Genomic DNA, 20832 nt, shown 5'->3' with positions numbered 1-20832 from the left:
GCTTCCGCGCGGCGCGGCGTTAGGCTCGGTGTCTAGTCCTCACGCAGGAGCGGCCCGTGCCAGAGGCAGCGCCGGTGACCACCGGAGCGTCGTCGCCCGCCGTGGCTCCCTCGAGGGAGCCACGGTCGGCGGGCGATGGTGCGCGTCCTGCCCCGTCTGGCCCGGACCGCGGATCCACCCCCCGTGACCAGGCCGTCCGCGAGCCGGCCGGCCCGCAGCCCGCGAGCCGGGAGACGCGGGGAGCCGCCGAGGCCCCGGCCCGGGTACCGGCCGGGCAGACCGGGCCGCCGCCGGCGGCCGCGCCGGCGGATGACGGCTCGCCGGTCGTTCCCCGGCTCGGCCACGAGTCGCCACCCCTGCCGCGCCGGGTGCGCGGGCGCCTGTCGCGCCTCTCGACGCACCGGGCCACCCCCTCCTCGGCCCTCGATCCGGTGCTGCGCGGCCTGCTCGCGAACCACCCGCGGGCCGACATCGACCAGGTCCAGCAGGCCTTCGAGGTCGCCGACGCCGCGCACGCCGGCCAGGTGCGCTTCTCCGGCCACCCTTACATCACCCACCCGATCGCCGTGGCGAGCATCCTCGCCGATCTCGGGATGGACACCCCGACGCTGTCCGCGGCCCTGCTGCACGACACGTTGGAGGAGACCTCCCTGTCCGCCGAGGCGATCCGGGAGACCTTCGGCGACCAGATCGCCCTCATCGTCGACGCCGTCAGCAAGCTCAACCGGGTCAAGGTCGGCGAGGCGGCGCAGGCGGCGCAGGCGGAGACGATCCGCCGGATGGTCGTCGCGATGGCCCGCGACCCGCGGGCGCTGGTCGTCAAGCTCGCCGACCGGCTGCACAACATGCGCACCCTGCGTTTCCTGCCCGAGCACAAGCAGGAGCGCAAGGCACGCGAGACGCTGGAGGTCTACGCCCCGCTCGCCCATCGGCTCGGGATGAACTCGCTGAAGTGGGAGCTGGAGGACCTCGCGTTCGCCGCGCTGTACCCGAAGCGCTACGACGAGATCGTCCGCCTCGTCGCCGACCGGGCGCCCAGCCGCGACGTCTACCTCGCGGAGGTGATCGGCCAGGTGCAGGCCGGCCTGCGCGACGCCCGGATCCGCGCGGTCGTCTCCGGCCGACCCAAGCACTACTACTCGATCTACCAGAAGATGGTCGTGCGCGGCCGGTCGTTCGACGACATCTACGACCTGGTCGGCATCCGCGTCCTCGTCGACTCGGTCCGCGACTGCTACGCCACCCTGGGCACCGTCCACGCGAACTGGAAGCCGATCCCCGGCCGGTTCAAGGACTACATCGCGATGCCCAAGTTCAACATGTACCAGTCGTTGCACACGACGGTCATCGGTCCCGAGGGCAAGCCGGTCGAGCTGCAGATCCGCACGCACGCGATGCACAACCGAGCCGAGTACGGCATCGCCGCGCACTGGAAGTACAAGGAGGACGGCGTCGCGGCCCGCCCGTCAGCGGGGGTGGTCGACGGCGGCGGCCGGTCCGCGCGGCGCCGCGGCAGTCCCGAGCCGGACCTCATGAGCTGGCTGCGCCAGGTCCTGGACTGGCAGCGCGAGACCGCCGACCCGGGGGAGTTCCTCGACAGCCTGCGCTTCGCCGCGGAGACCGACGAGGTCTTCGTGTTCACCCCGAAGGGCGACGTCATCCCGCTGCCCGCGGGGTCGACGTCGGTAGACTTCGCCTACGCGGTGCACACCGACGTCGGTCATCACTGCGTCGGCGCCCGGATCAACGGCCGGCTCGCGGCGTTGGACACCGAGCTCGACAACGGCGACACCGTCGAGGTCTTCACCTCGCGGGCGCACTCGGCGGGCCCCAGCGAGGACTGGCTGATGTTCGTCCGCTCGTCGCGGGCCCGGGCGAAGATCCGCCAGTGGCACGCCCGCGAGCGCCGCGAGGACGCGATCGTCGCCGGCCGCGACGCGATCGGCCGGGCCATGCGTCGCCATGGGCTGCCGCTGTCCCGGCTGATGAGCGGCGACGCGCTGCTCAACCTGGCCAAGGACCTGCGCTACGCCGACGTCGCCGCGCTGTACGCGGCGGTGGGGGAGAACCACGTCAGCGCCCCGGCGGTCGTCTCGAAGCTGCTCGTGGCGCTCGGTGGCCCCGAGGGCGCCGAGGAGGACGCCGGCGAGACCGAGCTGCCGATCCGCACGCTGCGCCGCTCCACCGGGGAGCCGGGTGTGCTGGTCACCGGGGCGCCGGACGTGTGGACGAAGCTCGCGCGCTGCTGCACCCCGATGCCCGGCGACGACATCGCCGGCTTCGTCACCCGGGGCAAGGGCGTGTCCGTCCACCGGACCGACTGCTCCAACCTCACCGGGCTGCGCGGCGGGCCGCACGACCGGCTCGTCGAGGTCGAGTGGGCGCCGTCGTCGGGTTCGGTGTTCCTCGTCGTGATCCAGGTCGAGGCACAGGATCGGACCAAGCTGCTCTCGGACGTCACCCGGGTGCTCTCCGACCGGCACGTGAACATCCTGTCCGCGTCGGTGGCCACCACCAGGGACTCCGTCGCGGTCAGCCGCTTCACCTTCGAGATGGGGGATGCCAAGCATCTCGGGCACATCCTGAGTGCCGTGCGGTCCATCGACGGGGTCTACGACTGTTTTCGCGTCACCTCAGGCGTACAGGTCTAGCGGGACAAAGGGGGGCGCCGTGGATGCTGAGACCGTAGGTGCGGGTCTGCCGGCGGGCGGCGGACTGACCCCGGCGCTGTCCCGGGCCGACGCGCGGGGCGACTCCTCCGACGACGCCTCCCGGGCCCTGTCGGCGGCGCGGCAGGCGAGCGTGCGCCTGGCGCACCTGGCCCGCCGGATGGCCACGCCGCGCATGTCGCAGGTGCCCCCCGAGCTGCGGGACATCGTGGAGGCCCACCGCGACTACCACCCGCGGGCCGACATCGGCGCGCTCGTGCACGCCTACGGGGTCGCCGAGCGGTTGCACGCCGGCCAGATGCGCCGCAGCGGCGACCCGTACATCAGCCACCCGCTCGCCGTCACCGAGGCGCTCGCCGAACTCGGCGTGGACACGACCACGCTGATCGCGGCCCTGCTTCACGACACCGTCGAGGACACCGGCTACACCCTCGACTCGGTCGCCGAGGAGTTCGGCGGCGAGGTCGCCAACCTCGTCGACGGGGTCACCAAGCTGGACAAGATGCGCTTCGGTGAGGCGGNCGAGGCCGAGACGCTGCGCAAGCTGATCGTGGCGCTCGCCCGGGACTACCGGGTGCTCGTTATCAAGATCGCCGACCGGCTGCACAACATGCGCACGCTCGACTTCATGTCCCCGCCCAAACGAGTGAAGATCTCCCGGGTCACGCTGGAGATCCTGGCGCCGCTGGCCCACCGGCTGGGCGTCAGCGTGATCAAGCGTGAGCTGGAGGACCGGGCGTTCGCCGTGCTCCATCCGGCCGAGCACGCGCGCACCGCCCGGATCGTGGACGAGTTCACCGCCGCGGAGCAGGCGTCGGGTTCGCTGGCGGGCCTGGTCGCGCGGCTGCGGGCGGGCCTGGCGGGCGCCCGCATCGACAGCGAGGTCTCCGTCCGCGCCAGCCACCTGTTCTCGATCTACAAGCGGGGGCAGGAGCGGGCCCGCGCCCCGCAGGACTACACCGACATCGTCCGAGTCCTCGTCCTCGTCGACGAGGTGACCGACTGCTACGCCGCCCTCGGGGTGATCCACGCGCTGTGGCGCCCGGTGCCGGGCCGGCTGCGGGACTTCGTGGNGACGCCGAAGTTCAACATGTACCAGTCGCTGCACACCACCGTCGTCGACGATTCCGGGCGCAGCATCGACATCCAGATCCGGACCCTGGCGATGCACCGGCTGGCGGAGACCGGCATCGTCGCGCGCCCGGTCGGCCCGGGCGCCGACGGCGCCCGGCTGGAGGGCCTGTCCTGGCTGCACAGCCTGCTGGACTGGCAGGAGGACACGATCGACTCCGACGAGTTCCTGGAGTCGCTGTCCTCCGATCTGGACTCCGACGAGGTGCTGGCCTTCACCCCCAAGGGGCGGATGATCGCCCTGCCACCCCGGTCGTCGCCCGTCGACGTCGCCTACGCCGTGCACACCGACATCGGTCACCGGGCGATCGGCGCCCGGGTCAACGGCCGGCTTGTCCCGTTGCACACCCGGCTGCGCAACGGCGACGTCGTCGAGATCCTGACCTCCAACCTGCCCGGCGCCGGTCCGTCGGAGGACTGGCTGCGGTTTGTGAAGACGTCGCGGGCCCGCGTGCGCATCCGCCGCCGGCTCGCCCGGCAGCGTCGTGACGCCGCTGCCGGCCCGGGCCTGTCCGAGGGACCGGAGCAGCCGGGGCGGCCGGCCGGGACGGGCGCCGGCGCCCACGGCGGCTCGGCCGGGGACATCGCGGGCGGTCCGAGTGGGACCTCCGCGGCACCGGCGCGGCACCTGGCCCGGCGCGGCGTACCCAGCCTCGCCGCCGTGGCCGACGACGGGTCGGGCGCGAGCATGCCCGTCCGGCTGGCCCGATGTTGCCTGCCGCTGCCCGGTGACGCCGTCGTCGGCTTCACGACCCATGGCAGCGCGGTCTCGCTCCACCGCCGCGAGTGCGGCAACGCCACCGAGGCGCGCGCCGACCGGGAACGGGTCATGGTGGTGGCCTGGTCCGCGCCCGATGTCAAGATTTTCCCCGCCGAGATCGCGGTCGAGGCGTTCGACCGTTACGGGCTGTTGGCCGACATCACCGAGATCCTGTCCGAGACGTCGGTGTCGGTCCGGGCCGCGTCGACGACCACCTCCGAGGACCNCGTCGCCCACGCCCGCTTCACCATCGAGGTCACCGGGCCCGAGCAGCTCGACAGCGTGCTCTCGGCGGTCCGCCGGGTGGGGGGCGTGTACGACTGCTACCGCGTATGCCAGACCCAGGCGTCGCCGACCGCCGACCCGGCCGCCCGCGCCGCCACCTGACCCGCAGTCGCCACCTGACCCGCAGTCGCCACCTGATTCGCGCTGGCACCTGACCCACGCCGCCGCCGGGTCGGGCAACCCCGTACGGGCACGACCCGCCGGTCCGACCGCCGAAAGGGGCCGGTCGGCAAGAACCGCCATCGGCGCCGCCGCACAGCGTGGCGATTCCACCCCGGAAAGTGCCCTCCGCATCCACCGCTGGTAAACGGAAGGTGCCTAAAACTGCCCCATCCGGGCCGATAAGGGTGGATTGTCGCCGAGGGAATAGCCGCCACCCTTCCGGGCGCCGTAAATTCAACGGCGACCGCCACTGATCGATGTAGAGTATCTCGCGTATCCCTCGTTTCCAGATGGGAGTGCGCGTGGGTCACCTTCAGGTCATCGTGAGTATCGACTCCCGGGAAGGCGCCGAGCGTATCGGCCGTGCGCTCGTGGAGGCTCNCCTGGTCGCTTGTTTCCAGGTGATCGGCCCGATGAGCAGCATCTACCGCTGGAAGGGCGAGATCGAGCAGGCCGAGGAATGGCTCTGTCTAGGGAAAACCACCACCGAGCGATTCGACGAGCTACGCGAGCGGCTGGTCGTCCTGCACCCGTACGAGAATCCCGAGATCATTGCCACGCCGATAGTGGCGGGCCACGCCGACTATCTGCAGTGGATCAGTGCGGAGACCGCGCCCGCTGTGCGGAGCTGACGTCCGGTCGCCGCCCCGACTCTGGCGGGGCCGGGGCGGCGACCGGACGTCATGCCGGCGGCGTCGTCGGAGGAGTCCCCGCTCAGGCCAGCGCCCGTAGCTGGTCGTCGAGGTCCCGTACGGCCTGGGTGTGCTGCCAGGGCCGTAGGTGCTCGCGGGTCCGCCGGACGCGGGCCAGGCCCAGGGAGAAGTCCGTCTGGGCCACGATCGACAGCGCCTCGGCGGCGAAGTGGCAGGCCGCCTCGATCTCCCGACGCTGGATGTGGACCTCGGCGATGTCGCTCATCAGCAGCGACCGCTTCTTCGTGGCACCCGGCGCCGTGNCCCGCAGGGCCTCGGTGGCCGCCGCGTAGGCTGCCGCCGGGCGGCGCAGCCGGGTGTAGGTGGTGACCTTGAGCCCGTCCAGCCGACCCCGGTCGAAGAACTGGGTCCAGACCCGGTCGCCGTCGCTTTCGCCCCGCTCGAAGGCCTCCTGCGCGCGGTCGAGTGCGGCCAGCGCCGCCCGGCCCTCGCCCCGCGCAGCCTGCTCCTCGGCCTCCCGGGCGGCCAGCCACGCCCGGGTCATGACGGTGCTGCCCGTCGCCGCCCGTCGCTGGGCCTCGCCGAGCAGCACGCACGCCTGGTCGTGGCGGCCCTGGCTGGCGGTCTGATAGCTCTCGTAGCCGAGCACGCACGCCCACAGCGCGTTGTCGTCGGCCTCGCGGGCGGCCTCGATGGCCACCCGGTAGTACGCCACCGCGGCGGGCAGGTCGTTCATGTCGAAGGCCAGCCAGCCCGCCAGCGCCGCGGTCTCGCCGGCGGTGGAGGTGAGGTCGCGGCGCACCGGCGTGCGGCCCGTCGACTCCAGCAGCTGGGTGAGCCGTCCCAGGTGATCGGTGACCCGTTGCATGAGGACCCGGGCGGGAACGCGCTCCTCCAGGCCGTACAGGCCCGCGGTGCGCTGCCCCAGCTCCTCGGCGAGCTCCGGGGTGACGCTCGCCCGGCGCCGCAGCGCCGCCGACAGCCGCTCCCAGGGCGGGGTGTCCGAGGCCGCGGCGATCGGCACCACCGCGACACCGCCCGCCGCGGCGAAGAGCCGCAGAAAGTCGCGCCGTTCCACGGAAATACCATTCGGGTCGATCACGTCGGCGTCCGCCTGCAGGACCAACGTGCCACCGGGGACCACCTCGTGGCCGACCTGCTGCGGACCGCCGGGCGCGGCCGGGGTGATACCCCGACCCATTCCGCTTCGCATTGCTCCGGCAGCGGAGGGAAGCGTCTCGTCGTCGACGAAACCCAGTTCCACCGAGGACCGACCGAATAGAGCTCGCAACAGCCGCTGATAACGCAGGCTCGGTTTCTTGTCGCCCTTCTCCCACTTACAGATCATGTTTCCGGTCACCCCGGCCTCGCGGCCCTCGTGGATGACGGAGAAGCGCCGGATCTCGGTGGCGAGGCGTTCCTGGGACCAGCCCCGCTCCTCCCGGCTCAGCCGTAGCCGGGCGTTCGGGGTGCGGGTCGCGGGGGCGCGGTTGGGCTTCGACACGTCAGGTGATGGTCCGGAGGCTGCAGGTGCCCGGGAAGCTGCCGAGGGACCGGTCGTGAGCTGCATCGGGGCCTCCGAAGTCAATCGGTTGACTCCTGGAGCTTAACCCTCTGTGAGATAAGACGGTCATAGTCACTGTGGTCCCTTGGAGACCAGCTAGGGCAAAAATGTGGTCTTCCCGGCGCGCGGGTGGCCTGCGTTCCGCTAACGGGCGCCGCCTTCTAGAGTGAGGGCGTGAGAGCCGGACCCCTCGACCGACGTCCTCGACCGCCCGGATCCGGTGCCCCGACCCGTCCGCTGCGCGCGTGGCAGCGGGCGGCCCTCGACGTCTACCGGTCCCGCTCGTCGTCCGGGGGCCGGGACTTCCTCGCGGTGGCGACGCCGGGCGCCGGCAAGACCACCTTCGCTCTGCAGGTCGCCAATGACCTGCTGGGCACCGGCGAGATCAGCCGGATCACGGTCGTCGCGCCCACCGAGCATCTCAAGCGGCAGTGGGCGGCCGCCGCCGCCGAGGTCGGGGTGGACCTCGACCCGGACTTCCGCAACTCCGCCGGCGCGACGTCGTCCGACTACACCGGCGTCGCGGTGACCTACGCCCAGGTCGCGGCCCACCCGGCGCTGCACCGGGCGCGGACCGCCGCCCGGCGCACGCTGGTCATCCTCGACGAGATCCACCACGCGGGCGACGCGCTGTCCTGGGGCGAGGCGACCCGGGAGGCGTTCACCCCCGCGGCGCGGCGCCTCGCCCTGACCGGGACGCCGTTCCGCTCCGACGTCAACCCGATCCCTTTTGTCACCTACCTGCCGGGACCCGACGGCGTGCTGCGCAGCATCGCCGACTCCTCCTACGGCTACGCCGAGGCCCTGCGTGACGGCGTCGTGCGACCGGTGCTCTTCCTCGCCTACTCCGGCGAGATGTCCTGGCGGACCAGCGCCGGCGCCGAGCTGTCGGCCCGGCTCGGCGAACCGCTGACCGGCGAGCAGACCGCCGCCGCCTGGCGCACCGCCCTGGACCCGGGCGGAGACTGGATGCCGGCCGTGCTCGCCTCGGCGGACACCAGGCTGTCCCAGGTGCGCGCCGGCGGCATGCCTGACGCGGCCGGGCTGGTCATCGCCACCGACCACGCCGCCGCGAGGGCGTACGCGGGGCTGCTTGCCCGGATCACCGGCACGTCGCCGGTGCTCATCCTGTCCGACGACCCGACCGCGTCGGCGAAGATCGCGAACTTCCGCCAGTCCGCGGACCGGTGGATGGTGGCCGTGCGGATGGTGAGCGAGGGCGTCGACGTGCCCCGCCTCGCCGTCGGGGTCTACGCGACCTCGGCCTCGACGCCGCTGTTCTTCGCCCAGGCCGTCGGCCGGTTCGTCCGGGGGCGGGGTCGGGGCGAGACCGCCTCGGTGTTCCTGCCGAGTGTGCCCACCCTGCTCGCCCTCGCCGGGGAGATGGAGGTCCAGCGCGACCACGCGCTGGAGAAGCAGCCGCGCGACCCGGACGCCTTCGACGACGAGGCGCTGCGCGACGCCAACCGGCGCAAGGACACCCCCGACCAGCCGGACACGCTGTTCACGGCGCTGGGCTCCTCGGCCCATCTCGATCGGGTGATCTTCGATGGCGGCGAGTTCGGCACCCCCGCGGCGCCCGGCTCGGCGGCGGAGGAGGACTTCCTCGGCCTGCCGGGTCTGCTGGAGCCGGACCAGGTCGCGACCCTGCTGCGCCAGCGGGAGGCCGCGCAACAGGCCGCCGCGCAGGCGGCCGCGCGGCGCGGCGCCGCTGCCCGGGCGGGCGAGCAGCCCGAGGTGCCCGCGGCCCGCGACGGCGCGCAGTCGACGACCCGCCCGGTCCACGAGGTCATCGCCGAGCTGCGCAAGGAGCTCAACCGGCTGGTCGGGGCGCACTTCCACCGCACCGGCAAGCCGCACGGGATGATCCACGCCGAGCTGCGTCGGGCCTGTGGCGGCCCGCCGAGCGGGCAGGCCAGCGCCGCGCAGTTGCAGGCCCGGATCGACACGATCCGCCGCTGGGCCGGCTGACGGCTGCCCGGCCGGCCCAGCCGCTGCGTCAGCCGCCCTGCGAGATGGCGATCGACAGGATCTTCGCCTTGCTGGCCGGGGCGCCGTCGGAACCGCCGCCCTGCACGCCGGGCTTGGTGAGCTTGTCGAGGACGTCCAGCCCCGTGGTGATCTTTCCGAAGACGGTGTAGCCGCCGGCCAGCGCCGCCGCCCCCTGCTGCGTCGGGTCGGCGTAGTTGATGAAGAACTGGCTGCCGTTGCTGTTCGGCGCGGAGCTGTGCGCCATCGCGAGCACGCCGCGGTCGTAGGTGACGCCCTCGGTGTTCTCGTTGGCGTATCCGTAGCCGGGGCTGCCGCTGCCGGTGCCTGTCGGGTCGCCGCACTGCAGCACGGAGATGCCCGCCTCAGCACCGCCGGTCTGCCGATGGCAGAGCGTGTTGTCGTAGTACTTGGCATCGGCGAGGGTGCGCAGGGCGTGGACGGTGCACGGCGCCTTCTGCGCGTCCAGGCTCGCCGTCAGCGTCCCGGCGTCGGTGGTGATGGTCATGGTGGCCGGGGAGGTGTCGACGGTGGCGGCCGGTTTCGGCAGGGTGGCGCCGCGGGCGGGGGGTCTCCCCGTTGGCGGTGTACGTGCAGGTGCCGACCTTGCTGGTGGCCGCCGCGGCGGCGCTGGGGGCCGCGGTGCTGGCCGCGTTGGCGGCGGTGACGTCGGACTTGTCGTCCTTACCGGTGAGCAGGATCGCGGCGATCGCCGACGCGGCGACCACGATCGTCACGAAGCCGGCCACGATCGCGAGCCGCTGCTGGCGGCGGCGGTGGGCGACCCGCCGCCGCTGCGTCTGCCGGGCCGCTCGGGCCTCGGCGAGCTCGCGCTGCCGTCGCTCCTTGGAACTGGCCACCGTCGCCGGCCTCCTCACATCCCGAACCTGGCAGGTTCTTCGCTGATGCGTCCCGTCCGTCCCGCGGCGGCGGACACATGTGGTCTGTGCACCGTAACCGTTCGGCGGTGCTCGGCTGGGCAGCGCACCTGGGGCAGCGCACCTGTGGCGAGCATGCCGAAGCCGCCTGTGCGCCCGCTGTGCGCCGGAAGCGTCGGCGGTGGCTGGTAGCGTTGCCGCAAGGTGAGGTGCGGTACCGATCAGGGGCTGACGCGATTCATGCTCGATAAGCGTTTTATCCGCGAGAATCCGCAGGCCGTGAGGGACGCGGTCGCGGTCAAGGGTATTGACCTGGACGTCGACGAACTGCTCCAACTCGACCAGGACAATCGCAAGCTGCAGTTCGAGGTGGACGGGGNGCAGGCCCGGCGCAAGAGCTTCGCCAAGCAGTTCGCCAAGGCCGACGAGGCACGCCGGGCCGAGCTGCGGGTCGAGCACGAGGCGTTCGACCGCCAGCTGCGGGACCTGCGCGAGCAGCTTGCCCGCACGGGCGCGCGATTGGCCGAGCTGATGCTGCTGACGCCGAACATCCCCTGGTCGGGGGCGCCGGTGGGGCCGGACGAGGCGGCCAACGTGGTGCTGCGCACCGTCGGCACGCCCCCGGAGTTCGACTTCACCCCGCTCGACCACACCGAGCTCGCCGAGAAGCGCGGCTGGGCCGAGTTCGCCCGCGCCCGCAAGGTCGCCGGCGAGCGGGCCTACGCCCTCGTCGGCGACATGGTGATGCTGGAACGGGCGGTGCACTCGTACGCGCTGGACCTGCTGCGCGGCCGGGAGTTCACCCCGGTGGCGGTCCCCGCGCTCGTCCGCGAGGAGCCGCTGATCGGCACGGGGATGCTGCCGAAGGCCCGGGAGGAGATCTACGCGATCCCCGAGGACGACCTGTACCTGGCCGGAACGGCCGAGGTGGCCCTCGTGGGCCTGCATGCGGGGGAGATCCTCGACGCCGCCCGGCTGCCGATCCGCTACGCCGGGATCTCGCCGTGCTTCCGCCGGGAGATCGGCAGCGCCAGCCGGGACGTCCGCGGCCTGCTGCGGGTGCACCAGTTCGAGAAGGTCGAGCAGTTCGTGCTCTGCGCCGCCGACGAGGCCGAGTCGGCGCGCTGGCACGCCGAGCTGCTCGCCACCGCCGAGCGCATCCTGTCCGACCTCGGGCTGTGCTACGAGGTCGTCGAGTGCGCCACCGGGGACATGGGCGTCGGCAAGTTCCGGATGAACGACATCAACACGTGGTTTCCGTCGCTGGGCCGTTTCCGGGAGACGCACAGCTGCTCCACGCTGCACGACTGGCAGGCTCGCCGGGCGAACCTGCGCTACCGCGACACCGACGGCACGATCCGCTTCGCCCACACGCTGAACAACACCGCGGTGGCCACCCCCCGGCTGCTGGCGGCGCTGCTGGAGAACTTCCAGACCGCGGACGGCGCGGTGCGCATCCCCGAGGTGCTGCGGCCCTACCTGGGCGGCCGCGAGCTGATCTGAGCGCCGCCGCGGCGGCGCGCCCGCGCGGCCCGGACCAGGGCCGGCCCGGCCACCGCGAGGCGTCGCGGCAGCCCGACGGCCACCCGGCGTTCCAGCACCCGGTAGTCGGCTCGCTCCACCTCGTCGAGGATCTCCCGGTAGAGCACGAACGCGGTGCGCATGCAGTCCCGCGAGGTGGGGTGCAGCAGCCGGATGCCGGGCTGGGCCGCGCGGAACAGCTCCCGGGCCCGGCTGATCTCGAACGCCAGGAGCCGGCGAACCGGCCCGTCGACGACCCCGGCGGCCAGGTGCTCCCGGGTGACGCCGAACAGCGCCAGCGACGTCTGCGGCAGGTACACCCGCCCGCGGCGCAGGTCCTCCCCGACGTCACGGATGAAGTTGGCGTGCTGGAAGGCGAGGCCGAGGTCGCGTGCGTAGGGCAGCGCGCTGTCGTCGACCGGTTCGAGTAGCGGCACCATCTGCAGGCCGATGACCGCGGCCGAGCCGTGCATGTAGACCAGCAGGTCCTCCCACGTCGCGTACCCGGTGACGGTCAGGTCCATCGCCATCGAGGACAGGAACGCGGCGAAGTGGCCGGGGTCGAGGGCGAAGCGATGGATCGTGTCGACGACCGCCGGCAGCACCGACACCTCACCGGCAGCCCCACCCGCACCCGTCCCACCGGCGATCTGGGCGTCGACGGCGTGGGCGGGCACGCCGTCGCGCAGCGCGGCGAGGAACCGGGCACTCCAGGCCTGCAGTTGGATGGCCCGCTCGTCGCCGGTCAGCGCCGAGTCGAGGTCGTCGACGATGTCGTCGGCGTGGCGGGCGAAGCCGTACAGGGCGTGCACGTGCGCCCGTTTCCATGGCGGCAGCAGCAGGGTCGCCAGGTAGTACGTGCGCCCGTGGGCGGCGTTGAGGGCGCGGGCCCGCGCATACGACGCGCGCAATCGGGGATCGGTGATTCCGGCCGCGTCGAGCTCCCCCACGGCGCTCAGCCTAACGGTACTGACGGTGGGCCCTGGGCCCCTGGTCCTGGATCTCCGAACATCATGATTGCGCGTGCCGGGTCGGGGCGGGGTTCTGCTCCGGGCGGTGGCGCGTGGGCTGTTCCGCGGAACACCATGATCATATTCTGGGTTCGGGTGGGGTTCCGGCTGCACCGCCGTGGCCGCGTCGCCCCTCACCGCGGATGATCTTGTGTTGGGTTTTTGTCGGTGGTGGGTGGGACGATCGTCGTGTCCGTTGATCGATGACACCTCTGGCCCGGTGATCCTGATGAGTACAGCGTCTGCATTCCCTCCCCCTCCGCCTGTCCCCTCTGCCTCGTCTGATGCGTGCGCGCTGATCGGGGTGGATGTGGAGGTCGCATCGTTGGGGGAGGTGGAGGAGGCGATCTGCCGGTGGGCGGGGCGGATCGCCGCGGCGAGCTGTGGCTGGCTGTTGGCGGTGGCGGCGTTCGACCGTCGGGGTGGCTGGTCGGGGGTCGGGATGGGGTCGTGTGCGCACTGGCTGGCCTGGCGGTGCGGTATCGGCCTGCGCACGGCGCGGGAGCAGGTGGCGACGGCGCGGGCGTTGGAGGGTCTTCCGGTCCTTCGGGCGGCGTTCGCGGCGGGCACGGTGTCGTATGCGAAGGTGCGGGCGGTGACCCGGGTCGCCGAGCCCGCCACTGAGGAGCTGTGGCTGGCCCGTGCCCGACGCTGCTCGGCCGGTCAGGTGGAGCGGCTCGTCCGTTCCTACCGGCAGGCCAATGGTGATCCGAAGGTCCGGCGGGCCGCACGGCGAGTGGCCTGGACGTTCGACGGCGACGGCATGCTGTGTCTGCGTGCGGTCCTGTCCCCGGACGAGGGCGCCCGGCTGATTGCCGCGTTGGACGCCGCCCGGGCCAGTCTCGAGGACACCACCTCCCTGGCCGGCGACAGTCTCCCAGCAGGCACCGGCACGGGCGACGAGGGTGGGGTGCCCGCGGACGGGGAGAAGGTCGTGATCGCACGGGATCGGCGGCGTGACGCCGACGCGCTGGTCGCGCTGGCCGACGGGTTCCTCGACCGGCCCGCCCCGGGGCTGATGCACCCTGGTCACACCCTGACCGTGCACCTCACCACTCAACCCACTCCCACCAGCAGCAACACGGCGGACCCGCAGGAAGGTACCGCGGGTGGGACTGAGGAGCCGGTCGGGGTGGCGCGGGTGGGGGTCGGGGCGTGGCGGTCTACCTGCGTGACCAGGGGCGCTGCCAGTACCCGGGGTGCGGTCACACCCGCTGGTTGCACCTGCACCACCTCACCTGGTGGGGCCGCGGGGGTGGTACCGACATCGACCGGCTGCTNCTGCTCTGTTCCACCCATCACCGGGCGGTGCACGACGACGACATCAGCCTGGGCCGGGACGCGGACGGGACCGTCACCGCGCGGACTGTCGACGGCCGCGTCCTTGTCGCAGCACCACCGGTCCTGCCCGGACCCGAGCCGGCAGGGACCCTCGCCCACGCCACCCGCCACATCGACCCCGCCGCAATCCGGCCGGTGGGGATGGTTATGGCAGACGGGAGGCGAAGGCGAGCGAGCTCGCCGCGGCGAGGAAGCCCAGCGCGAGGGAGAGGCCCAGGAACCAGGTGGTGATCTCGCGGTACTCGGTGCGGTAGCCGATGGAGCTGCCCAGGCCCTTGTAGACCGAGCGCAGCTCGTCGCCGGTGGCGGCCCGGTGGTAGGAGCCCTCGGTCTGGTCGGCGATCTCGTTGAGGGCCTGCTCGTTGACCGGGACGGGCACCTCCTGACCGCCGACATCGAGCGTGCCGTCGCTGGTGCCGTAGGCGATGGTGTCGACGGGGATGTGCGCCTGCCGGGCGGCATCGGTGGCCTGCGTGTTCGGCCGGCCGCGAGTGGTCTCGCCGTCGGAGAGCAGGACGATGGCTGCGGGTGGCGGGCTCTGCCCGGCGTCGGAGAATCGCTTGCCGGCGGTGTTGATGGCCTGCAGCGAGGCGAAGATCCCCTCACCGATGGCCGTCGCCGGGCCGAGCTGCAGGCCGCGGATGCCGGCGCGGACCGACTCGCGGTCGGTGGAGGCGGGCACGAGCACCGTCGCGCTGCCGGCGAAGGAGACCAGGCCCAGGTTGATGCGCGGCGGGAGCTGGTCGACGAACGCCTCGGCGCCCTGCTTGGCCGCCTCCAACCGGTTCGGGGCGATGTCGGTGGCGGCCATCGAGTTCGACACGTCGATGGCGAGGATGATCGTCGCGCGTTCCCGCGGAACCCGCTCGGCGCGGGCCGGCCGGGCCAGCGAGAACACCAGGCCGGCGAGGGTGAGCAGCAGCAGCGCGGCCGGGACGTGGCGGCGCCACCACTGCGGGCGCCGCGGCAGCACCGATGCCAGCACCGAGGTGGACGACANGCGGGCCGCGTACACGCGCCGCCGCGCGGAGACGACGATGTAGGCGACGAGCAGCGCGGCGACGAGCAGGTACAGCCACAGCCAGTGGCCGGCGAGGAAGCTCACCGGGTACCCGCCCGGGCGGGTCGGCCGACCGGCGCGCGCCGCCCGGCGCCGCGGCCGCGCCGGTTCGCGGAGGCGAAGCGGACGATGTCGACGAGCCAGTCCGAGTCGGTGCGCAGGACGAGGTGGTCGGCGCCGACGCGGCGTAGGGCGAGCGACACCTCCCGGCGGTGCGCCGCGGCGGCCGCGGCGTACCGTTCCCGGAACTTCCGCGACGAGGTGGGCACCTCCAGCATCGCCCCGGTCTCGGCGTCGACGACGGGCAGCAGGCCGACGGCGGGCAGGGCCAGCTCCAGCGGGTCGACGATCTCGATCGCGAGCACCTGGTGGCGGGCGGCGACCACGCGCAGCGGGCGTTCCCAGCCGAGGTCCGTGGACTGGAAGTCGGAGATGACGACGGCGAGGCCGCGCCGGCGCGGCGGGCGCAGCAGGCCCTGCACGGCGGCGGCGAGGTCGGTGGCAGCCGCCGGGTCGGGCCGGCGGCGCGGCCGGTCGTGTGCGGCGCGGGGCAGCGTGAGCAGGGTGCGCAGCAGCGCCCGCAGGCCGTCGCGACCCGGCCGGGCCGGGATGAGCCGCGTGCCGGCCTGGGTGAGCGCCACCGCACCCATCCGGTTGCCGGTGCGAGCGGTGAGGAAACCGACCGCGGCGGTGGCGGCGACCGCGAGGTCCCGCTTCTCCCACGCGCCGGTGCCGAACTCGCTGCTGGCGCTGAGGTCGACGAGGGCCCAGGTCTCCAGCTCCCGGTCGGCGATGAGGTCGTGGACGTGGGGGACGGTGGTGCGGGCGGTGACGGCCCAGTCCATGCGGCGCACGTCGTCGCCGATGGAGTACTCGCGGCTCTCCGCCTTCTCGCTGCCCTGGCCGGGTAGCAGGCCCAGATGGTCGCCGAGCAGCATCCCGTCGAGGCGGCGCAGCACGGTGAGTTCCAGGCGGCGCAGCGTCCGCTCCACCGCCGGGTCGCCGGCCGGCGTGGCGGCGACCGGGCTGGGGCGGCCCGCGTCCGGCGTCATGAGATCGGGCCCCGGTCGAGGTATTCGGGGAAGCCCGAGCGCGGGTTGGTTCCCCAGCCGCCGGTGTTCGGCCCGACGGGCCCGGTGGGGTAGGGGGCCTGCTGGCGTGGCGCCACCTGCGGCTGCTGGATGGTCTCCAGGATGCGGGCGGCGATCGCGTCCGCGGTCAGCCCCTCGGCCAGCGCCTCGTAGGACAGCACCAGCCGGTGCGGCAGCACGTCCATGGCGACGGCGACCACGTCGTCCGGCACCACGTAGTCGCGCCCGCGTAGCAGGCCGAGCGCCCTGGCGGCGGCGACCAGGCCGAGGGAGGCCCGCGGCGAGGCGCCGTAGGCGAGGTGGCCGGCCAGTTCCGGCAGCCCCGCCTCGGCCGGCGCCCGGGTGGCGAGCACCAGCCGCACCGCGAACTCGGTGATGGCGTGGTGGACGAACACGTTGTCGGCCCGCGCCTGCAGCCGCTCCAGCACCTTCGGGCCCAGGACGCGCTCGGGGACCGGCGGCGACACGCCCATCCGCCGGACGATCTCCAGCTCCTCGGTGGGGCTGGGGTAGGGCACGTTGACCTTCATAAGGAACCGGTCGCGCTGGGCCTCGGGCAGCGGGTAGACGCCCTCGGACTCGATCGGGTTCTGGGTGGCGAGCACCAGGAACGGCCGGGGTAGCCGGTGGGTGGCTCCGCCGAGCGAGACCTGCTTCTCCGACATGACCTCCAGCAGCGCCGACTGCACCTTCGCGGGCGCGCGGTTGATCTCGTCGGCCAGTACGAAGTTGGNGAAGACCGGCCCGAGCTCGACGTCGAACGCCTCCTGGCTGGCCCGGTAGATGCGGGCGCCCACGATGTCCGAGGGCACGAGGTCGTTGGTGAACTGGATCCGGACGAACGAGCCGCCGACCACGGTGGCCAGGGTCTGCACCGCCAGCGTCTTGGCCACCCCGGGCACGCCCTCGAGCAGGCAGTGCCCGCGGGCGAGCAGCGCGACGAGCATGCGCTCGACCATGCGGTCCTGCCCGACGATCACTTTTTTGATCTCGAACAGGGCGCGCTNGAGCAGCGCCGCGTCCGAGGTGGTGTCCGGGGCGGCGAGGCCGGCCGGGCTCTGCCCATCGTCCATGCCGGTATTCTCCCAGCCCCGGCGCGGAATCGGGCGCCAACGGACTCGGCACGGCTCGGTTGCAAGCGTCTTCTAAGCCCCTGTTCAGGAACTTTCGGTTCAGGCCGGGGCTGCGGCGCGCAGCGCACGCGAGCGGTAACCGCGATCGGCGCCGAGGATCCGCTCCGCCGCCAGTCGTCCCGAGATGAGCACCATCGGCACGCCGACGCCGGGCCGGGTGCCGCTGCCGGCGAACACCACGTTCGCCAGCCCGGGCGCCATGTTCGCCGGGCGGAACGGGCCGGTCTGGCGGAAGGTGTGGGCGGCGGCGAACGGCGCGCCCGCCGCCATCCCGCGGGCCCGCCAATCGGCCGGGGTGGTCACCTGCTCCACCTCGATGGCGGCGCCGAATCCGGCGTAGCCACGCCGCTCGCAGGTGGCGACGACCTCGTCGCGGTAGCGCGAGCGCAGCACCGACCAGTCCAGCGGCGCGGTGAGGTTCGGCGTCGGGAACAGCACGTAGTAGGCGTGCCCGCCGGCCGGCGCCATCGCCGGTTCGCTGCGTGACGGGGTGGTGACGAGAAACGACGGGTCGCTCATCAGCTCGCCGCGGTCGATGATCTCCGTGAACGTCCGCCGCCAGGCCTGGCCGAAATGGATGGTGTGGTGCGCCGCGTGCGGATACTCCACCCGCGCGCCGGCCAGCAGCAGGAAGCACGACGGCGAGTAGCGCAGCCGGCGCAGCCGGGCCGGCGCCGCCGCCGGCGGCAGCAGCTCGGCGTAGGCGATCGGCAGGTCCGGGTTGAGGACCACCACGTCCGCGCCGATGCGCTCGCCGGCGGTGGTGTGCACCGCCACCGCCCGACCGCCGCGCACCTCCACCCGACTCACCGTCGTCTCGTAGCGCACGGTCACTCCGTGCTTGACCGCCGCGGCGGTCATCGCCTCGGCGACGGCGTGCATGCCGCCCGTCGGGTGGTACACCCCGGCGACGGAGTCCATGTACGAGATGACGGCATAGAGGGCGAGCGCGTCGTGCGGGGCGAGCCCGGCGTACATCGCCTGGAAGGAGAACATTCGCCGGGTCCGCGGGTCGCGCAGGTGGCGGCCGACGACCGTGTCGAGCCGGCGGAAGCCGCCCAGCGCCGCGAGCCGGGCGAGCTGCGGGCGCAGCAGCGACAGCGGCGAGTCCACCTGGGCGTCGATGAAATGCCGTACCTGCGCGCGGTACATCGCCGTGACCAGGGTGACGAACCGCTCGAAGCCGGCGGCCTCCGCCGGGCCGCACAGCGCCCGGATCTCCGCCGCGGTGTCGGCCGGGTCGGCGCGCACGTCCAGCGACGAGCCGTCGGCGAAGAACCCCCGGTACATCGGGTCAAGCCGGGTCAGCGTCAGCCAGCGGTCGAGATCCTCCCCGACGCAGTCCAACGCGTCGGCGATCAGCTCGGGCATGGTCAGCACGGTCGGGCCGGTGTCGAACCGGTAGCCGCCGAGGGTGAGCAGCCCCGCCCGGCCGCCCGGCACCGCCTCGCGCTCCAGCACCGTCACTCGCCGCCCGGCCCCCACCAGGCGCAGCGCGGCCGACAGCCCCGCAAATCCCGCACCGACGATGACGACGTGATCCGTCGGGCCCTCCACCGTGCGCATCCGGCGCCCGCCCCCTCTCTCCAGCTCTCCCCGGTCGTACACGACTGGCCCGGTCGTACGCGTCACTGTGCCCGCACCGTGGCCGCGGTCGCGAGCTCCACCAGTGCGCCGCGGGTGGTGTCGTCGAGGTCGAAGCGTTCCAGGACGGCCAGGGCCTGCGCGGTGCGCGCGGCGATCCGCTCTTCGGCCGCGGCCGGCGCGCCGCTGGCGGCAATCAGCTCGCGCGCCTCCTCGACCGCGCCGGGTCGTGTCGGCCGACCGACGAGGTCGCGCAGCCGGGCTGCCGCCGCCGGCCGCGCCTGGCGCAGGGCCAGCGCGAGCAGCCCGTTGGGCCGGCCGTCGCGCAGGTCCTGCCCGGCGGGCTTGCCGGTCACCGCCGGGTCGCCGAACACCCCGAGGATGTCGTCGCGGAGCTGGAACGCCTCACCAAGCGGGTGACCGAACGCCGCGTAGGTCTCCAGCAGGCCGGGGCGGGTCCCGGCAAGCAGGGCGCCGAGCTGCAACGGTCGGACCACCGTGTAGCCGGCGGTCTTGTACCGGGCGATCCGCGCGACCCGCGCCGGATCGAGGCCGCGCGGCGGCCCGGTGCTCGGCCGCTCGGCGCCTGCCTGGCTGGTCTCGGCGCTCTCGGCGCCCACCTGGCTGGTCGCGGCGCCCACCTGGCTGGCGAGATCGAGGTACTGGCCGGCGACGAGCTCGCCGCGCATCCGCGCGTACGTCGGCCAGGCCCGCGCCAGGGCGCCGGGAGTCAGCCCGCTGGCCATCAGCAGATCGTCCGCCCAGGTCAGGAACAGGTCGCCGAGCAGGATCGCCGCCGAGCGGCCGAAGGTTTCCGGATCGCCGCCGAGCCGGGCCCGGCGGTGCATCCCGGTCAGGCGGCGATGGGCGCTCGGCTCACCGCGACGCAGTTCCGAGCCGTCCATCACGTCGTCGTGCACCAGCGCACAGGCGTGTAGCACCTCCAGGGATGCGGCGGCCGTCACGATCTCGTCGCAGTCCGGCCCGCCGGCACCCCGCCAGCCCCAGTAGCAGAACGCGGGCCGCACCCGCTTGCCCTCGCTGAGCAGCACGTCCTCGGCGATTCGGACGAACGGGTCGAGATCGGCGTCGATGTCGCGCAGCGCCGCCCCCCGAGCGTCGGCGAACCGGCGCAGCACGGCGGAGACCCGCGGCCGGACATCGGTCATCGGTGACCGGGGTACCGTGCGGTGTGCCCGTGTTCGACACCGCCATCCTGGTGATCGCCATCGTGCTGCTGGCCGCCGCGGTGGGCGGTCTGTCCCTGTTGCGGATGCCACCCGCCGAGCTGGTTCACACCGTCGACGGTATAGACGCCGTCGAGGTCATGGTGGCCGCGGGCCGGGTCGAGGTCGCCGAACGTGATCGCTCGGACGTGCGTGTCGACCTCACGGTGCGGCGCCGGCCCGGCCGGTCGAGCCCCGCGGTGACCACCGCCGGGTCGGTGTTGCGGGTCGACGGGCGGCGCAGCGACGTGCGGGTCAGGCTGGCCGTGCCGCCCGGCACCCGGGTGCGGGCCGAGGTGCTCGCCGGCGAGATCACCCTGTGGGGCGTGCGCGGGGAGCTGTCGCTGGTCACCCGCGACGGCACGATCGCCGGCCGCGAGCTCGGCGCCGGCCCGGTCGCCGCCCGCAGCCGGGGCGGGGACGTCAACCTGCACTTCGACCAGCCGCCGGACGCCGTCCATGCGCACACCGAGTCGGGTCTTCTGACGGTCATGCTCCCCGACGGCGGGTACGCGGTGGAGGTCGAGACGGGCGATCCCAGCGCGGTCGACGTGGCGCTGCCACCGACGCCGGGGGCCACGCGGCGGGTGGTGGCCCGCACCGTCGCCGGCCGGGTTCGCATCGGCCTGACCGCCCCGCTGGGGCCGCTGCCGATCTGATGCTGCCCGTAGGTTCCTGATGCTGTCCGTTGATGTCGCGTGGCGGTCACGCGTGTTTCCGGCCCGGGGGTACGTCCCCGGCCGAGGTCCGCGCCGGTCTACTCTCGTCGCATGAC

At 73.2% G+C, this 20832-nt stretch carries 10 protein-coding genes and 13 pseudogenes; 12 read left to right on the top strand and 11 right to left on the bottom strand.

What is annotated here, in order from left to right; genetic code table 11:
- Positions 1 to 56: 56 nt before the first annotated feature.
- From FF86_RS05355 to cutA, 7 genes and pseudogenes are all read left to right on the top strand, one after another.
- Positions 57 to 2651 carry a bifunctional (p)ppGpp synthetase/guanosine-3',5'-bis(diphosphate) 3'-pyrophosphohydrolase gene (locus FF86_RS05355; RefSeq protein ID WP_044883570.1) on the top strand — a complete coding sequence of 865 codons (2595 nt, stop codon included), beginning with the start codon at positions 57 to 59 and terminating at the stop codon, positions 2649 to 2651.
- Between the two features lie 19 nt (positions 2652 to 2670).
- A pseudogene (locus tag FF86_RS40895) lies at positions 2671 to 3190 on the top strand (HD domain-containing protein); the annotation flags it as partial.
- A 1-nt stretch (position 3191) separates the two neighbouring features.
- Positions 3192 to 3742 (top strand): annotated as a pseudogene (locus tag FF86_RS40890) (HD domain-containing protein); the annotation flags it as partial.
- Between the two features lies 1 nt (position 3743).
- Positions 3744 to 4786, top strand: a pseudogene (locus FF86_RS40885) (TGS domain-containing protein); the annotation flags it as partial.
- A gap of 1 nt (position 4787) precedes the next feature.
- Positions 4788 to 4947, top strand: a 160-nt coding sequence (locus tag FF86_RS40880) for a hypothetical protein (RefSeq protein ID WP_242418244.1), incomplete at its 5' end; no start/stop codon positions are given.
- Between the two features lie 362 nt (positions 4948 to 5309).
- Positions 5310 to 5388: pseudogene (locus tag FF86_RS61890) on the top strand (divalent-cation tolerance protein CutA); the annotation flags it as partial.
- 1 nt (position 5389) lies between these two features.
- Positions 5390 to 5639, top strand: a 250-nt coding sequence (gene cutA / locus FF86_RS05345; RefSeq protein WP_242418220.1) for a divalent-cation tolerance protein CutA, incomplete at its 5' end; no start/stop codon positions are given.
- Positions 5640 to 5721: 82 nt separating this feature from the next.
- On the opposite strand, the pseudogene FF86_RS40875 reads toward cutA, so the two are convergent.
- Positions 5722 to 5962: pseudogene (locus tag FF86_RS40875) on the bottom strand (XRE family transcriptional regulator); the annotation flags it as partial.
- A 1-nt stretch (position 5963) separates the two neighbouring features.
- Positions 5964 to 7230, bottom strand: a 1267-nt coding sequence (locus FF86_RS40870; RefSeq protein WP_242418219.1) for a helix-turn-helix transcriptional regulator, incomplete at its 3' end; no start/stop codon positions are given.
- Positions 7231 to 7398: 168 nt separating this feature from the next.
- Between FF86_RS40870 and FF86_RS05335 the strand changes: the two genes are divergently transcribed.
- The gene (locus tag FF86_RS05335; protein WP_044883573.1) at positions 7399 to 9195 is read left to right on the top strand and encodes a DEAD/DEAH box helicase; all 1797 of its coding nucleotides are present in this window, start codon (positions 7399 to 7401) and stop codon (positions 9193 to 9195) included.
- A 28-nt stretch (positions 9196 to 9223) separates the two neighbouring features.
- Here the strand turns inward: FF86_RS05335 and FF86_RS05330 are convergent.
- Positions 9224 to 9914: pseudogene (locus FF86_RS05330) on the bottom strand (peptidylprolyl isomerase).
- Positions 9915 to 10331: 417 nt separating this feature from the next.
- Between FF86_RS05330 and FF86_RS40865 the strand changes: the two are divergent.
- Positions 10332 to 10470, top strand: a pseudogene (locus FF86_RS40865) (serine--tRNA ligase); the annotation flags it as partial.
- A gap of 1 nt (position 10471) precedes the next feature.
- Positions 10472 to 11594: serine--tRNA ligase (gene serS, locus FF86_RS05325; RefSeq protein ID WP_242418218.1), on the top strand; the 1123-nt coding region annotated here is incomplete at its 5' end.
- Here the strand turns inward: serS and FF86_RS05320 are convergent.
- On the bottom strand, positions 11567 to 12571 hold the full coding sequence (locus FF86_RS05320) for a phytoene/squalene synthase family protein (RefSeq protein ID WP_044883674.1): 1005 nt from the start codon (positions 12569 to 12571) through the stop codon (positions 11567 to 11569). The genes serS and FF86_RS05320 overlap by 28 nt on opposite strands.
- A 361-nt stretch (positions 12572 to 12932) precedes the next feature.
- Between FF86_RS05320 and FF86_RS65305 the strand changes: the two are divergent.
- Positions 12933 to 13902, top strand: a pseudogene (locus FF86_RS65305) (DUF222 domain-containing protein); the annotation flags it as partial.
- 206 nt (positions 13903 to 14108) lie between these two features.
- Here the strand turns inward: FF86_RS65305 and FF86_RS05315 are convergent.
- From FF86_RS05315 to FF86_RS05295, 7 genes and pseudogenes are all read right to left on the bottom strand, one after another.
- Positions 14109 to 14962: pseudogene (locus tag FF86_RS05315) on the bottom strand (VWA domain-containing protein); the annotation flags it as partial.
- Between the two features lies 1 nt (position 14963).
- Positions 14964 to 15167: pseudogene (locus FF86_RS65300) on the bottom strand (hypothetical protein); the annotation flags it as partial.
- A gap of 560 nt (positions 15168 to 15727) precedes the next feature.
- A pseudogene (locus FF86_RS65295) lies at positions 15728 to 15868 on the bottom strand (DUF58 domain-containing protein); the annotation flags it as partial.
- Between the two features lie 203 nt (positions 15869 to 16071).
- A pseudogene (locus FF86_RS05305) lies at positions 16072 to 16847 on the bottom strand (AAA family ATPase); the annotation flags it as partial.
- 1 nt (position 16848) lies between these two features.
- Positions 16849 to 17120: pseudogene (locus tag FF86_RS40855) on the bottom strand (AAA family ATPase); the annotation flags it as partial.
- Between the two features lie 166 nt (positions 17121 to 17286).
- Positions 17287 to 18813 carry a phytoene desaturase family protein gene (gene crtI / locus FF86_RS05300; RefSeq protein WP_044883579.1) on the bottom strand — a complete coding sequence of 509 codons (1527 nt, stop codon included), beginning with the start codon at positions 18811 to 18813 and terminating at the stop codon, positions 17287 to 17289.
- A 62-nt stretch (positions 18814 to 18875) separates the two neighbouring features.
- Positions 18876 to 20000: a polyprenyl synthetase family protein gene (locus tag FF86_RS05295; RefSeq protein WP_044883580.1), complete on the bottom strand. Its 1125-nt coding sequence runs from the start codon at positions 19998 to 20000 to the stop codon at positions 18876 to 18878.
- Positions 20001 to 20002: 2 nt separating this feature from the next.
- On the opposite strand from FF86_RS05295, the gene FF86_RS05290 reads away from it, so the two are divergent.
- Positions 20003 to 20716 carry a hypothetical protein gene (locus FF86_RS05290; protein ID WP_044883581.1) on the top strand — a complete coding sequence of 238 codons (714 nt, stop codon included), beginning with the start codon at positions 20003 to 20005 and terminating at the stop codon, positions 20714 to 20716.
- The last annotated feature ends 116 nt before the right edge of the window (positions 20717 to 20832 follow it).

This window comes from Frankia sp. CpI1-P, assembly GCF_001421075.1.
Taxonomy (GTDB): domain Bacteria; phylum Actinomycetota; class Actinomycetes; order Frankiales; family Frankiaceae; genus Frankia; species Frankia torreyi.
The sequence above is the reverse complement of the archived record's forward strand: the minus strand, read 5'-3'. Positions and strand labels throughout refer to the sequence as shown.